This window comes from Allobosea sp., from assembly GCF_030695125.1.
Classification (GTDB): Bacteria; Pseudomonadota; Alphaproteobacteria; order Rhizobiales; family Beijerinckiaceae; genus Allobosea.
Genome location: NZ_JAUYTP010000084.1, coordinates 25,796 through 39,726, shown reverse-complemented (window position 1 = coordinate 39,726; position 13,931 = coordinate 25,796). Strand labels below are relative to the sequence as shown.

Here is a 13,931-nt window from a genome sequence, read left to right as displayed (position 1 = left end):
TAGCGCGTGTACTAGCTTCCGTCCATGAAGCTCGACGCCTGGCTCACGCAGAACAAGATCGGCCGCAGCGCCTTTGCGCGGCAGATCGGCCTGTCGCCGGCCAGCGTCACCGCGCTCTGCAACGACCATACCGCGTGGATCTCGCGCGAAAGCGCCGAGCGCATCGCCGCCGCCACGGGCGGCTCCGTCACTCCCAATGATTTCCTCGGCCTCGTCGGGCCGCGCGAGGCCAGCATGCCCAACACCGTCACCGCCACCATCGAAGCCTTCGCCCGCGGCGAGATCGTCATCGTCACCGATGACGACGACCGCGAGAACGAGGGCGATCTGATCGTCGCCGCTTCGCTCTGCACGCCGGAGAAGATGGCCTTCATCATCCGCAACACCTGCGGCATCGTCTGCGCGCCGCTGACCAGTGCCGAGGCGCGTCGCCTGCGGCTCGACCCGATGGTGTCGTCCAACGACGCGCCGCTGGGCACCGCCTTCACCATCACGGTCGACGTCAAGCACGGGCTCACCACCGGCATCTCGGCCGAGCAGCGCTGCAACACGGTGCGCGCGCTCGCCAACGGCAATATGGGGGCGGCCGATTTCGTGCGCCCCGGCCATGTCTTTCCGCTGATCGCCAAAGATGGCGGCGTGCTGATGCGCTCGGGGCACACCGAGGCCGCCGTCGATCTCTGCAAGCTCGCCGACCTGCCGCAGGTCGGCGTGATCTGCGAACTCGCCAATGACGACGGCACGGTGATGAAGGGTGCGCAGATCACCGCCTTCGCCAAGAAGCATGGTCTCAAGCAGATCACGGTCGCCGACCTCATTGCCCATCGCCAGTCGCGCGAGAAGCTGGTCGAGCGGGTGCATTCCTTCCCGGTCAAGACCGCCTTCGGCGAGATGACCGGCCATGTCTACGTCACGCCCTTCGACGACACGCAGCACTTCGCCTTCGTCGCGGGCAAGATCGGCGACGGGGAAAAGATCCCCGCGCGGCTGCACCGGGCCGATGTCGTGGCCGACGTGCTCGGCGGCGCCACCGCGATCCAGTCCGTGCTCAAGCGATTCCAGGGGGATGGGCGCGGCGTTCTGATCTATCTGCGCGACGGTTCGGCCGGCGTGCCGATCAAGAGCGTCGAGGAGGGGTCGGACGCGCAACGCTCGCAGCAATGGCGCGAGGTCGGGCTCGGCGCCCAGATTCTGCGCGATCTCGGGGTCCGCTCGATCGTCAATCTCGCCTCGTCGCCGCGCTCCTTCGTGGGCCTGAGCGGATTCGGGATCGAGATCGCGGACACCCAGCCGCTGGTGTGAGAGAGGCTCGCAATGACGGGTCGGTCCGTCGCGATTGCTGCCGAACGGCGATGGTTCAGACCCAGTCTGCCTGGCTGCCGGTGATGGTCAGGATCTTCCCCTGCCAGATCTCGACCATCGAGGCCTTCTGCGGCGAGACCGCGCCGACCAGCGCCAGCACGGCGCGCGCGACCCCGCCATGGCTGACGATGACGGTTTCGCGGGTCAGCTCTTCCAGCACGGGCCGGATGCGCTGGGCGAGCATGGCGTAGCTTTCACCGCCGGGCGGCACGAAGCTCCACTTGTCGCGCTCGCGCAGCTGCGCCTGCTCGCGCTCGGCCTTGCGGATGTCGCGCCAGGTGAAGCCTTCCCAGCAGCCGAAGGTCAGCTCCTTGAGCCGGTCGTCGAGGCGATAGGCGCCGGGCTCGAGCGAGAGCGTCGCGCGCAGGATGTCCATGGTCTCGCGGGCGCGCTGCATCGGCGAGCCGATATACTCGAGCGTGGCGAAGCCGGGCGCCAGGGTCCGCAACCGTCCGGCGGCCTCGGCGGCCTGGGTGCGGCCGAGTTCGTTGAGGGGGATGTCCTGCCCGCCCTGCAGGCGCCCTTCGCGATTCCAGTCGGTCTCGCCATGACGGATGAGGATGAGCCGGTGAGGAAGCGTGATGGGGACCATGGTTCGGCTTCTGCACGTTGACGGACGCGACGTCAAAGCGCCGCGTCGGATCGGGGCCATGCGTCGCAGCCATGGCCGCGCGCCGTCGTTTCCATTGGCCTGCCGCGGAGCGGCGGTCTATAGGCCGCACTCCGCCTCTCCGGATGATGGTTCATGCCGCCGGCTCTGACCTTGCCCGATGGTCGCAGGCTCGCCCTCGACGCTTCGCCCCTGCTGATGGGGATCGTCAACATCACGCCCGATTCCTTCTCGGACGGCGGCCTGCTGGCCGACGCCGAACAGGCGATCGCGCATGGCGTGCGGCTGGTGGCTGACGGGGCCGACATCGTCGATATCGGCGGTGAATCGACGAGGCCGGGTCATGCCCCGCTGACGGCCGCCGTCGAACTCGGGCGCGTCCTGCCGGTGATCAAGGGCTTGCGCCAGCGGACAAGGACCCCCCTGTCGATCGACACCTGGAAGGCTGAGGTGGCGGAGGCGGCGCTGTTGGCTGGCGTCTCCATCATCAACGATGTCTGGGGCGCGCAGCGAGACCCCGCCATCGCCGACGTCGCCGCACGGCATGGCGCGCCGATCATCCTGATGCACAACCGCGAGACGACAGATCCCGGGCTCGACATCCTGTCCGACGTTCTGCGCTTTCTCGAGCGTTCCATCGGGATCGCCCTGGCCGCCGGTGTTCCGCGCGAGCAGATCGTCGTGGATCCCGGCATCGGGCTGTTCGGCAAGACGCCGGAGCAGTCCCTGCTGCTGATCCGGCGATTGGCTAAGCTCCAGGAACTCGGCTGCCCGATCCTGCTCGGCGCCTCCCGCAAATCGGTAATCGGCGTCGTCACCGGCCAGAGCGTCCCGGCCGACCGCGTCGCCGGCAGCGTCGCGGCCCATCTCTACGGGGCGACGCAGGGGGCGGCCATCATTCGCGCCCATGACGTCGCCGCGCATGCGCAGGCGTTCAAGGTCTGGGTCGCCCTGTCACAGCCTTCGGAGCCCCGCGCGTGAGCGAAACCGGCATCATCCTGATCGAGAAGCTCGATATCTACGCCTATCACGGCTTCTTTTCGGAAGAGGAGCGGCTGGGGCAGCGCTTCGTCCTCGACCTGACGCTTGAGGTCGATCTGCGGGCTTCGGCCGTCAGCGACGCGCTGGCCGACACGGTCAATTACGGCAAGGTCGTCGCCGTCGTCACCGAGGTTTTCACGACCAGCCGCTTCAACCTGCTGGAGGCGGCTGCGCGCGCCGTTGCGCTTGCCGTGCTCGACGGCTTTCCGCCGGTGACCCGCATCGAAGTGACCTTGCGCAAGCCCGCCCCGCCGATCCACGCGACGCTGGCCAGCGTCGGCATCACGCTGAGCTACCGGCGTGAGGGTTGAGGCGGCGCTGGGGCTCGGCGGCAATCTGGGCGATCCCGTCGCGGCGTTCGCGCATGCGCTTTCGCGACTGGCGCGGCATCCCGCGATCTCTGCTGTCCGCCCGTCGAGCGTCTATCGCACGGCGCCCTGGGGCAAGCTCGACCAGCCGGAATTCCTCAACATGGCGGTGCTGCTCGAGACGGAGCTGCCGGCGCGGGCGCTGCTCGATCTGTGCCTGGATCTCGAACGCGAGGGCGGGCGCGAACGGCGCGAGCGCTGGGGGCCTCGCACGCTCGACATCGACATCCTGACCTATGGCCGCGAGGTAATCGAAGATCCCGGCCTGCAGGTGCCGCATCCGCGGATCGCGGAACGCGCCTTCGTGCTGGCGCCGCTGGCGGAGATCGCGCCGGGGTTAATGATCGGGCTATCCGACGCCGCCACGCTGGAAGGCGCGCTTGAGGCGACGGATGTCCAACGCGACGCGTCCGAAAGCGATCGTTTGCAGGCGCTGCTGCTGATCGAAGCCAGATAGCCTCCGCAAGAACCGGATCATCATCCCGGACAAGCCGCGAAGCGGCGCCGATCCGGGATCCATCGGAGGGCTCGGAACTCTAAGATGGATCCCGGGTCTGCGCTTCGCTTGCCCGGGATGACGGCGCCTTTTCCGATTGCTGATCAGGCGCGTTCCACACGAGGTCATGATCACCGTCATTGGCGAATGCAGGCCATACCAATGCGTCGTCTCCGGCAGCGGCGAGACGCTTGGAATCTTCGCGCCAGCCTTGGCGTGGAGATAGCGTATCAGCATCAGCCATCGCGCGACCTCACTCGCCCTTGTCGAGCGAAATGTCCGGCGCGGTCGGCACCTTCATGCCGACGACATGGTAGCCGGCGTCGACATGCAGGATTTCGCCGGTGATGCCGCGCGACATGTCGGAGACGAGGAACACGGCGGTCTCGCCGACCTCCTCGATCGTGACAGTGCGGCGCAGCGGCGAGTTGTACTCGTTCCAGCGCAGGATGTAGCGGAAATCGCCGATGCCGGAGGCCGCGAGCGTCTTGATCGGCCCGGCCGAGATCGCGTTGACGCGGATCTTCGAGGGGCCGAGATCGGCGGCGAGATACTGCACGCTCGACTCCAGCGCGGCCTTGGCCACGCCCATGACGTTGTAATGCGGCATCCACTTCTCGGCGCCGTAATAGGTCAGCGTCAGCATGGAGCCGCCATCGGTCATCAGTTTCTCGGCGCGCTGGGTGACGGCGGTGAAGGAGTAGCAGGAGATCAGCAGTGACTTGGTGAAATTGGCTTCGGTCGTCTCGACATAGCGCCCGGTCAGCTCGTCCTTGTCGGAGAAGGCGATGCAGTGGACGACGAAGTCGAGCTTGCCCCAGAGCTTCTCGACCTCGGCGAAGACGGCGTCGATCGTGGCCGAATCGGTGACGTCGCAATGGCCGACGACATGGCCGCCCAGCTCCTTGGCGAGCGGCTCGACGCGCTTCTTCAGCGCATCGCCCTGATAGGTGAAGGCGAGCTCGGCGCCGGCGTCGGCCGCGGCCTTGGCGATGCCCCAGGCGATCGAGCGGTTGTTCGCGACGCCCATCACGAGGCCCCGCTTGCCCTTGAGAAGATTGGCGGTCGGCCGGGCGGCGGCAGTGGAATCAGGCATCTTTGACCCGCTAACTGGATGAGTTTGAGGGCGTCTCTTAGAACATGGCGGCGCAAGTGGAAACCGGATTTGCCCGGCGCCCCCCAGCGGGGGGCTGCGAAGGCGACAGCGGGCCGGCTATTCGGCCCGTGCCTTCATCAAGGCGGTGAGTTCGGCGTCGCTGGCCGGCATCTCGATGTCGATCGCCACGAAGAGATCGCCCGCCTTGCCGCCTTCGCCCTTGAGCCCCTTGCCGCGCAGGCGGAAGGACTTGGTCGTGCCGGTCAGCGGCGGAATGTTCATCTCGACAGTGCCGGTCAGGGTCGGGACATGGACAGGGCCGCCCAGAACCGCGCGGGCGAGAGGCACCGGCACGCGGGTGCGGAGATCATCGCCCTCGGTGGTGAAGCGCGAATCCGGCTTGACCTTGATCGTCATCAGCACGTCGCCGGCCTGTCCGGAGAACGGATCCTGCTGGCCGAGCCCGCGCAGGCGCATGACCTTGCCGTCGGCGACGCCCTCGGGGATCGTCACCTCGACCTCGCGTCCGCCCGGCAGGCGGACGCGTCGCGTCGCACCCGCCACCGCCTGGGCCAGCGTGACCTCCAGCGTGAAGGTCTGCTCGGGCGGTTTCTGGGCCTCGGCGCGGGCCTGGCCCTGGCGCCGCGCTGCGTCGCCGAACAGCGAGCCGAAGATATCGGCGGGGTCAAAACCAGCGCCCGCGCCCGCCCCGGCCCCCGCGCCGAAGGGATGGCCGCGCCCCCCCTGGCCGAAATTGAACTCGAAGCCGCCGGCCCGGCCACCGCGCCCGGCGCCCATGCCCTCGAAGCCCTGGAACTTGGGCTTGCCCTCGGCGTCGATCTGCCCGGCGTCGAACTGCTTGCGCTTGGCCTCGTCGCCGACGATCTCATAGGCGCCGTTCAGCTCCGAGAAGCGGTCCTGCGCCTTGGGATCGTCACGGTTGCGGTCAGGATGCAGATCCTTGGCGCGGCGGCGATAGGCCTTCTTGATCTCGGCCTCGCTCGCCGAGCGGGCGACACCCAAAATTTCGTACGGGTCGCGCATGGATGAACCCCAATGGACGTGACGACGGACCGGCCGGGTGCGGGCCGCGGCCGATCCCTATTTCAAGAGCTCTATCTGGGAATGGTGTGGCCGCAACGCAACAGCGATGATCGCATCATCTTGCGGTACCACCGTCAGGTCGTGCCCTTCCAGGGCTCCATGTCCTTGACCAGCCAATCCCCGCCCGAAGGCCGGCAGGCCGTGCCCTGCAGCTTGAGGGGCTTTGACTGCGTCTGCACCTGGGCGATGAAGGCGCGGCAGATTTCATCCGAGCGCAGGAACGGGCCGCCGACCGGGATGAAGGAGCCCTTCAGCCCGCTTTGCGGGTTGTCCCAGGAGACGGCGGCGCCGTTGCCCTGCGGATCGAGCGCCACGGCCATCGCGCCTTCCGCACGGCGCTGGTCTTCGGGGCCGAGCTCCGACGACAACGCGGTGAGGGGGCCGGGCTTGCTGGTGCCGCGCGCCGGGAGGACCGAGGAGGTCGTGGCGACGTCGTCTTCGGCCTTGCTCGACAGGCCCAGGATCGGGAACGACACCGAGCAGCCGGCGGCCAGGAGCGCCAGACAGCTCGCGCCGACGGCCGCGAGCCGACGCATGGCGGCGACGCGCCGCGGAAGGCTTTGGGACGGCCCGGTCCCTGTCCTATATAGTCGTGCTGTTATGTCCAAGATCACCGCTCGCGCTCGCCCAAACGCAACACCCCAAAGCCTTGAGGATTAGACACGTGGAACGGTTAACGAGCGGTGACTTCACGCAGGAACAGGACCCTTTCGCGCTGTTTGCGGCCTGGTTCGAAGAGGCCAAGAAGAGCGAGCCGAACGACCCCAATGGCATGGCGCTCTCGACGGTCGATGCCGATGGCATGCCCAACAGCCGCATGGTGCTGTTGAACGGGCGCGACGGCGAGGATTTCGTCTTCTACACCAACACGCAGAGCCAGAAGGGCGAGGAGCTGCTCGGCCAGCCGAAGGCGGCCGCGCTGTTCCACTGGAAGAGCCTGCGCCGCCAGGTCCGGATTCGCGGCCATGTCTCTGTCGTGAGCGACGAGATGGCCGATGCGTATTTCCAGTCGCGGCCGCGCGACAGCCGGATCGGCGCCTGGGCCTCGCAGCAGTCCCGCCCCCTGGAGAGCCGCTTCGCGCTCGAGAAGGCGGTCGCGTTCCAGGCGGCGAAGTTCGGCGTCGGCACGATCCCGCGGCCGCCGCACTGGACAGGCTTCCGGATCAGCCCGGTCTATCTCGAGTTCTGGCGGGACGGCGCCTTTCGCCTGCATGACCGCGTCGTCTTCAGCCGCGCCCAGATCGGCGAACCCTGGGCGCGCGCCCGTCTCTATCCGTGAGGACGATAAGCCCGATGGCGATGCCGAAATTCGACTTTCCGAAAACCGAGGCGGGCAAGCGGCCGGTCATGCTGTTGACCGGCGCGAGCCGTGGCATCGGCCACGCCACCGTGATGCAGTTCGCGATGGCGGGCTGGCGCATCCTGTCCTGCTCGCGACAGGCCTTCTCGGACAAGTGTCCCTGGCCATCAGGAGCCGACGACCACATCCAGATCGATCTCGGTGATCCCGAGGACACCATGCGCGGCATCGCCGAGATCAAGCGCCGGCTCGCGGCCGAGGGCGGCAAGCTCAACGCGCTGGTCAACAATGCCGGCATTTCCCCAAAGGGGCCCAAGGGCGCCCGTCTCGGCGCGGCGACCACCTCCTTCAACGACTGGCACAAGGTCTTCCAGGTCAATTTCTTCGCGCCGATCATGCTGGCGCGCGGGCTGCTCGACGAGCTGACGGCGGCAAAGGGCACCATTGTCAACGTCACCTCGATCGCCGGCTCGCGCGTCCACCCCTTCGCAGGGGCGGCCTATGCGACCTCGAAGGCGGCGCTGGCCAGCCTGACCCGGGAGATGGCCTCGGATTTCGGCCCGCTCGGCATTCGCGTGAATTCGATTTCACCCGGCGAGATCGATACCGCCATCCTATCGCCCGGCACCGAGAAGATCGTCGCCACGCTGCCGCTCGGACGACTCGGCCGGACGGAAGAGGTCGCGCGCGCGATCCATTTCCTCTGCACCGATGCCTCGAGCTACGTCACCGGCGCTGAGCTGCATATCAATGGCGGCCAGCACGTATGAGGCGGGCGGGTTGAGATGAGCGGCGACGGCGCGCAGGTCATCCGCTTTCCAGCGACGGGCAAGGCGCCGCCCCGGCCGGTGCTGGCGGCCTCCGTCGCGGTGTTCCGCGAGGGCCAGGTGCTGCTCGCAACGCGCACGAAGCCGCCGGCCGACCGGCTCTGGTCGCTTCCCGGCGGCAAGGTCGAGGTGGGCGAGACGCTGGAAGCGGCGGCGCTGCGCGAATTGGAGGAGGAGGTCGGCGTGCGTGCGCGCATCATCGGCTTCAACCGCCATGTCGAGATCTTCGGCCGCGATGCGCTGGGCGTCGTCAGCCACCATTTCGTGGTTGCGTCCTTCGTCGGCGAATGGGTCTCCGGCGAACCGCAGCCGGGGCCCGAGGCCGGGGCCGTGATGTGGGCCGATCCGCTCAAGCTCGGCGGCCTGCCGACGACGCGCGAACTCGCCGATGTGCTGCGCCGGGCGCGCCAGATCCTGCTTCGGGCCGGGGAGGGCGCATGAGGCGAATGGCGCTTGCCCTGCTGGTCGTGCTGGTCGCCGCAGCGCCGGGCGGGGCTCCGGCGCAACAGCGCCCGCCCGCTGCGACCAGACCGGCGGAGCCGGCTCCCGCGCCCGAGCCGCCGCCGCCGCCCTATGAACCGCAGCTGCTCAAACTGGCCGAGATCATGGGGTCTCTGGCCTATCTGCGCACGCTCTGCGGCGGCAAGGAGGCGCAGGGCTGGCGTGACCGCATGGCCGGGCTGGTCGAGGCCGAAGGGCGCACGCCGGCGCGGCGCGAGCGGCTCACCAGCGCCTATAATCGCGGCTTTCGGGCTTATTCCCTGACCCATCGCGCCTGCACCGATGGCAGCCAGGAGGCCTCGACCCGGCTGGCGCTCGAGGGGGAGCGTCTGGCGCGCGGGCTGGCAGGCCGCTATGGCGGATAGGCGACAGGCGAACGGCAAATCCGGCTTTCAACGGATTTAGCCCGCCGCGTTAACCTTTCCTAAAGGGGGTGGTAGCGTCCCGCTCTGGCACGGCTTATGGTTCAACAGAAGTCGATCGTCACGGAGCGGGCCGAAACTGGCTTGATTCGCGGCAGACGAGCCACCTTCGCGCCATAACAAGCCGATCAAAGCAAGCCGCAGAGTCCTCGCCTTCATGTCCATCATTTCCGACGATCTGCCGCTCGATCTGGTTTCGGCCGAGGACTGCCACGACGCTCGCCGCGTCGCCTATGGCTATGTCGAGGACGCGTTCACCGAGGCGCAGCAGGACGGGCTCGACAGCGATGCCCTGGCGCATGCAGCGCTGTTTGCGGCCTTCCGCACCTTGGTCGAGACCTATGGCGAGGAAGCGACCGCCGTTTTCGCCGAGGGGCTCGCCGACAAGGTCCGCACCGGGGCGTTCAGCAGCGGTACCCGCCACTGAGGCGACCGCCGTCGCAAGGCGGCGGCTTGTCGTCGATGAGGGGCCGGCCAGCCGCCTCTCTCGTCTTCCGTTACCTTTCAGCGCTCCGTCCGAGCGACCGCGCCAACTCCCTGCGTCACGTGCCTGCGCGTCGTCGGCGTATGTGGGCGTTGCTGGCGCCGCGTCGACACCGACCCCATATGATCGGGACAGGATCGATGGGCCAAAGGCGTGCAATGAGTGTTTCGCGGGAAAAGATCGGTGCGGTGGTCGAGAATGTCGCCGGCAGCCGGTTCGAAATGGCTTTTGCCGGCGGGCTGGCCTTCGCCAGCTTTCGCCGCGATGGCGACAGGCTGATCGTGACCCATACGGAAGTCCCTGCAGCCTTCAATGGCCAGGGTCTGGGCTCCCAACTGGTCCGGGGAGTGTTCGAGACGGCGCGGGCAAGCGACCGGCGGATCGTGGCGGGCTGCTCCTTCGTCGCGGATTGGGCACGCCGCCACCCTGAATTCGCCGACGTCCTCGCGTAACGGTCCCTTCGCTGGCTGCCTTCCGCCGGCGCGAGATTTCAGCATGTCGCCATCCCAGCAGAACCGTCCCCAGCAGGAACTTCGCGCGGCGTTCAAGCGGCTGGAGCGCCTGTTGCCGACGCGGGTCGGATCGACCTTGCGCTGGCTGCGCCACCCCGCGTCGCTGTGGGCGAGACTGCCTGTCGGCCTGCTTCTGATCGTCGGCGGGATTTTTTCGTTCCTGCCGGTTCTGGGTGTCTGGATGCTGCCGCTGGGGTTGATGCTGATCGCCGCCGACGTGCCGATCCTGCGTCGGCCGATGGCGCGCCTGACGATGTGGATCATCGACCGCATCGAGCGCTGGCAGGCGAAGCGCCCCTCCTGAGGCGGAATCCACCCTTCACCTCAGCCGCTTCCTCACCCGGGAATGCGGAACATCCGGCCGCCCTTGCGGTTGAGCCCCCACACGCGCTTGGGCGCAGTTCTCAATGGGGGTTCAGTCATGAGCAGCATCATCTATCTCGTCGGTCTCGTCGTGGTCGTTCTGGCGATCCTGTCGTTCCTCGGTCTCCGGTAAGGGTATCGCCATGTCGCTCGGCACATCCGACGTCCTCGTCACCCAGCCCGGTTCCCAAACCACGGGTTCCTATCTCGAATGGAGCCCGATCCTCGGGGGCGCCGTTCTCTCTGCCGCGATCTCGACGATCATGGCGGCCTTCGGTTCGGCCATCGGCCTTTCGCTCGTCTCCGCCGACACGGCGCGTTCGACCAGCATGACGGCGCTGGCCGTCGTTGGCGCGCTCTGGGCGCTCTGGATCACGGTGTCGGCCTGCGGCGCGGGCGGCTATCTCGCTGGCCGGATGCGCAAGCCTCTGTCGGCTTCGTCATCGCATGAGCGCGGTGTTCGCGACGGCGCGCATGGTCTCGTGGTCTGGGCGGTGGGCGCCTTGCTGGTGGCCTTCATCACCTCGTCGTCGCTGATGGGCGCGGCGCGGACGGCCACGAGCGGCGTTGCGGCGGTCGCGAGCGGTGCAAGCTCGCTGATCAGCCAGCAGGCCGATCCGCTGGCCTCGGCGCTCGACGGCGTCATGCGGTCGAATGGCGCGACGCCTCCGACGCAGGGCGAGCGCGAGGAGGCTTCGCGCATCCTCGTCCGCAGCCTGAGCAATGGCAGCCTGGAGCCTTCGGACCGCGAATACATCGCGTCCCGCATGGCGACGCGGATGAACATCCCGCAGGTCGAGGCCGAAAAGCGCATCGATGACGCCTACGCCCGCCTGAACCAGGCCAAGGAGACGGCCCGGCAGGCGGCCGAGACGGCGCGCAAGACCGCCGTCCTGATCGCCTTCCTCACGGCGGCCGTCCTGCTCGTCGGCGCTGCCGCGGCTTACCTGGCCGCCATGCTGGGTGGCCAGCATCGCGACGAGGAGATCGATCTCTTCACGCGTCGCTGAGGCGGTCGTCTGTCCACCCTAACGGAAAGGCGCCTTCGGGCGCCTTTTTTCGTTTGTTGGGCCAGGCCTCGTTAGCTCCGGTGCGCGGGGATGGCCGGCTTGCTCGACCTGCCAGCCTCGCGCCCCAGCGTGACGTTGGGCGAGAGCGGGGCCGGGTGAGGGACGAAGGGCACGCGCTTCAGCAGCAGGCGGATGGCATGCCAATGGATCGCGAGCGTCACTTTCAGGGTCAGAAGCGGATGGCTGGCGAGCAAACCCAGTAGGGCCCCATCCGACAGATCGCGGCGGGCGCCGCTCATCGTCGCTGCGATCAGGCGGCCCTGCGCGTCGGACCCGTCGATCGAGACCGACATGGTCTGCGCGGGCGGCATCACATCGAAGCGGTAGTTCATGTCGAGCTCCATGAAGGGCGAGACATGAAACTGCTTCACCGCCTCCTGGGCGACCATTCCGCCCGGGCCTGCCGGCGCGACATAGCTGTGGGTCTCGCCGAAGGTGTTGTGGACCTCGTAGACGATCGCCATCAGCGTGCCGTCGCGGCGGTGGCAGAACCAGGTGCTGAGCGGGTTGAAGGCGTAGCCGAGAATGCGCGGCATGGTCAGCAGGCGCAGCGGCCCGCCATCGGGCGCCAGACCGGCGTCCCTCAACAGCGCCTCGATCTGCGGACGCAGCGGGCTGCCCGTCCTGTCGCCGTAATCGGCGTCGCGGAAGGCGTAGAGGTTGAAGCGGTTGCGCGAAAACCAGCGCAGCCTGCCGGCGAGCGCGTCGATCTCGTCGAGGTCGAGCAGCATCCAGAAGACGCGATAGGACAGCTTGTGCGCGCGCGGCCGCGTCCGCAGATGCCTGACGCGGCCGACATACAGCGCCGAGGCGGATTGCGGGTTCATGCGGCAGCGTCCAGCGCCGGTTGCAACGGCCTGCGCGGGATCCGGCCGGATTCGTCGGCGACGTTCCAGGGCCGGCGCACGCCGCCGAGATCCTCGGCGACGGCCAGCCCCGACTGCAGCCCGTCCTCGTGGAAGCCCGCGCCAAAATGGGCGCCGCAGAACCAGGTCCCGCGCTGCCCCTGCAGCGACCACAGCCGCGTCTGGGCCGCGAGCGCCGGGCCGTCGAAGATCGGATGCTCGTACATCTCCTCGCGCAGCACCGTGCCCGCCCGCGGCTCGCGCGGCGGGTTGAGCGTCACGAAGAGCGGCTTGTCGGAGGTCAGGCCCTGCAGCAGGTTCATCCAGTAGGTCACGGCGCAGGGCGCGTCCGGGGCGGTGCGGTCGCCGAGATGGTTCCAGCTCGCCCAGGCGCCCCTGCGCTTGGGCATCAGCGTGTCGTCGGTGTGCAGGATCGCGCGGTTGCGGCTGTAGCGGAAGGCGCCGAGCAGGGCCTGCTCGTCCACAGAGGGATCCGCCAGCAGGGCCAGCGCCTGATCGGCGTGGGTCGCGAGCACGACGTCGTCGAAGCGCCGTACCGTACCGCCGACATCCTCGACCATGACGCCATCGGCCGTCCTGTGAACGCGGCGCACGCCGCGGCCGACGGCTATCTCACCGGCGAAGGCCTGTTTCAGACGATCGACATAGCAATGGCTGCCGCCGACGATGGTGCGCCAGACCGGCCGGTTGGTCAGCTTGAGCAGGCCATGATTGTGGTGGAAGCGGATGAAAGCGGTTGCCGGGTAGGACAGGATCTCGTTGCACGGCGCCGACCAGATCGCCGCCGCCATCGGCAGCAGATGGTCGTCGCGGAAGGCTGCGCCATAGCGGCCGGCGTCGAGATAATCACCCAGCGACTGGCCGGTCTCCGCCAGCGTCTCGGCGTCGCGCGAGGCCTGTGCATAGAAGCGGCGCAGATCGTTCAGCATCGACCAGAAGCGCGGCTTGAGCAGATTGCCGCGCTGGGCGAACAGGCCCGACAGGCTGGTGCCGGCATATTCGAGCCGGCCTTCGTCGAGGGAGACGGCAAACGACATCTCGGTCGCCTTCGTCGCCACGTCGAGATGGGCCATCAGCGCCGTGAAATTCGGATAGGTCGCCTCGTTGTAGACGATGAAGCCCGTGTCGACCGCGACATCGGGACCGGCCGCCTGCGGCGCGAAGGCGGTGTTGGCATGCCCGCCCAGCCGGGGCGCACTCTCATAAAGCGTGACCTCATGGGCCTGCGAGAGCAGCCAGGCGCTGGACAGCCCGGAAATGCCGGAGCCGACGACCGCGATCTTGAGAGGTGGATGAAACGAGCCGTGCATGAACCGCCCTTCGCCGCGGGGATGTGCCTGTGTTACGTCTGGCCTGCGTGATCGGTTCAGGCAAATGCGGATCGCGCTCGCCAGCGCACGGCACCTCCATCATGGTGTGCAGGCTTCCGCTGAACCTTGCGGCTTGCGATCGTGCCGCCATCTGATGCATGGCACTCCGACCGCCGGCTGATCCAGATGCGAACCGCTT

General features: G+C 67.9%; 18 protein-coding genes. 12 read left to right on the top strand and 6 right to left on the bottom strand.

Features of this window, described 5'->3' with window-relative positions:
- The first annotated feature begins 24 nt into the window (after positions 1–24).
- Positions 25–1,302 carry a 3,4-dihydroxy-2-butanone-4-phosphate synthase gene (gene ribB, locus Q8S38_RS24085; RefSeq protein WP_305682852.1) on the top strand — a complete coding sequence of 426 codons (1,278 nt, stop codon included), beginning with the start codon at positions 25–27 and terminating at the stop codon, positions 1,300–1,302.
- 55 nt (positions 1,303–1,357) lie between these two features.
- On the opposite strand, the gene Q8S38_RS24080 is transcribed toward ribB, so the two are convergent.
- Positions 1,358–1,954 carry a histidine phosphatase family protein gene (locus Q8S38_RS24080; RefSeq protein ID WP_305682851.1) on the bottom strand — a complete coding sequence of 199 codons (597 nt, stop codon included), beginning with the start codon at positions 1,952–1,954 and terminating at the stop codon, positions 1,358–1,360.
- A gap of 153 nt (positions 1,955–2,107) precedes the next feature.
- Here Q8S38_RS24080 and folP point away from each other — a divergent pair, with 153 nt between their 5' ends.
- The 3 genes from folP to folK are packed head-to-tail and all read left to right on the top strand — an operon-like array spanning position 2,108 to position 3,838.
- A complete protein-coding gene (gene folP, locus Q8S38_RS24075) occupies positions 2,108–2,953 on the top strand; it encodes a dihydropteroate synthase (protein ID WP_305682850.1) in 846 nt (281 codons plus the stop codon).
- The gene (gene folB, locus Q8S38_RS24070; protein ID WP_305682849.1) at positions 2,950–3,324 is read left to right on the top strand and encodes a dihydroneopterin aldolase; all 375 of its coding nucleotides are present in this window, start codon (positions 2,950–2,952) and stop codon (positions 3,322–3,324) included. The genes folP and folB overlap by 4 nt, the downstream gene beginning before the upstream one ends.
- The gene (folK, locus tag Q8S38_RS24065) at positions 3,314–3,838 is read left to right on the top strand and encodes a 2-amino-4-hydroxy-6-hydroxymethyldihydropteridine diphosphokinase (RefSeq protein WP_305682848.1); all 525 of its coding nucleotides are present in this window, start codon (positions 3,314–3,316) and stop codon (positions 3,836–3,838) included. Before folB ends, folK begins: the two co-directional genes overlap by 11 nt.
- Positions 3,839–4,130: 292 nt before the next feature.
- Here folK and fabI read toward each other — a convergent pair whose 3' ends face one another.
- From fabI to Q8S38_RS24050, 3 genes are all read right to left on the bottom strand, one after another.
- The gene (fabI, locus tag Q8S38_RS24060) at positions 4,131–4,973 is read right to left on the bottom strand and encodes an enoyl-ACP reductase FabI (protein WP_305682847.1); all 843 of its coding nucleotides are present in this window, start codon (positions 4,971–4,973) and stop codon (positions 4,131–4,133) included.
- Between the two features lie 117 nt (positions 4,974–5,090).
- A complete protein-coding gene (locus Q8S38_RS24055; RefSeq protein ID WP_305682846.1) occupies positions 5,091–6,017 on the bottom strand; it encodes a DnaJ C-terminal domain-containing protein in 927 nt (308 codons plus the stop codon).
- Positions 6,018–6,151: 134 nt separating this feature from the next.
- A complete protein-coding gene (locus Q8S38_RS24050; protein WP_305682845.1) occupies positions 6,152–6,613 on the bottom strand; it encodes an RT0821/Lpp0805 family surface protein in 462 nt (153 codons plus the stop codon).
- A 128-nt stretch (positions 6,614–6,741) separates the two neighbouring features.
- Between Q8S38_RS24050 and pdxH the strand changes: the two genes are divergently transcribed.
- The 8 genes from pdxH (at position 6,742) to Q8S38_RS24010 (ending at position 11,496) form a co-directional block, all read left to right on the top strand.
- Positions 6,742–7,356, top strand: a complete 615-nt coding sequence (pdxH, locus tag Q8S38_RS24045; RefSeq protein ID WP_305682844.1) for a pyridoxamine 5'-phosphate oxidase — start codon at positions 6,742–6,744, stop codon at positions 7,354–7,356.
- A gap of 14 nt (positions 7,357–7,370) precedes the next feature.
- A complete protein-coding gene (locus Q8S38_RS24040) occupies positions 7,371–8,147 on the top strand; it encodes an SDR family NAD(P)-dependent oxidoreductase (protein ID WP_371125961.1) in 777 nt (258 codons plus the stop codon).
- Positions 8,148–8,162: 15 nt separating this feature from the next.
- Positions 8,163–8,645 (top strand): NUDIX hydrolase, encoded by a 483-nt coding sequence (locus tag Q8S38_RS24035; RefSeq protein ID WP_305682843.1) that lies wholly within the window; start codon positions 8,163–8,165, stop codon positions 8,643–8,645.
- Complete coding sequence (locus Q8S38_RS24030; RefSeq protein WP_305682842.1) at positions 8,642–9,070, top strand: TIGR02301 family protein; 429 nt, start codon at positions 8,642–8,644, stop codon at positions 9,068–9,070. Before Q8S38_RS24035 ends, Q8S38_RS24030 begins: the two co-directional genes overlap by 4 nt.
- 214 nt (positions 9,071–9,284) lie before the next feature.
- The gene (locus Q8S38_RS24025; protein ID WP_305682841.1) at positions 9,285–9,554 is read left to right on the top strand and encodes a hypothetical protein; all 270 of its coding nucleotides are present in this window, start codon (positions 9,285–9,287) and stop codon (positions 9,552–9,554) included.
- 215 nt (positions 9,555–9,769) lie between these two features.
- A complete protein-coding gene (locus tag Q8S38_RS24020; RefSeq protein ID WP_305682840.1) occupies positions 9,770–10,063 on the top strand; it encodes a GNAT family N-acetyltransferase in 294 nt (97 codons plus the stop codon).
- Positions 10,064–10,106: 43 nt separating this feature from the next.
- Positions 10,107–10,427, top strand: coding sequence for a hypothetical protein (locus tag Q8S38_RS24015; protein WP_305682839.1), 321 nt, complete (start codon positions 10,107–10,109; stop codon positions 10,425–10,427).
- Between the two features lie 202 nt (positions 10,428–10,629).
- On the top strand, positions 10,630–11,496 hold the full coding sequence (locus Q8S38_RS24010; RefSeq protein WP_305682838.1) for a hypothetical protein: 867 nt from the start codon (positions 10,630–10,632) through the stop codon (positions 11,494–11,496).
- 71 nt (positions 11,497–11,567) lie between these two features.
- Here the strand turns inward: Q8S38_RS24010 and Q8S38_RS24005 are convergent, their stop codons facing one another.
- Positions 11,568–12,383: a DUF1365 domain-containing protein gene (locus Q8S38_RS24005; protein WP_305682837.1), complete on the bottom strand. Its 816-nt coding sequence runs from the start codon at positions 12,381–12,383 to the stop codon at positions 11,568–11,570.
- Positions 12,380–13,732: an NAD(P)/FAD-dependent oxidoreductase gene (locus Q8S38_RS24000; RefSeq protein WP_305682836.1), complete on the bottom strand. Its 1,353-nt coding sequence runs from the start codon at positions 13,730–13,732 to the stop codon at positions 12,380–12,382. The genes Q8S38_RS24005 and Q8S38_RS24000 overlap by 4 nt, the downstream gene beginning before the upstream one ends.
- Positions 13,733–13,931: the final 199 nt, after the last annotated feature.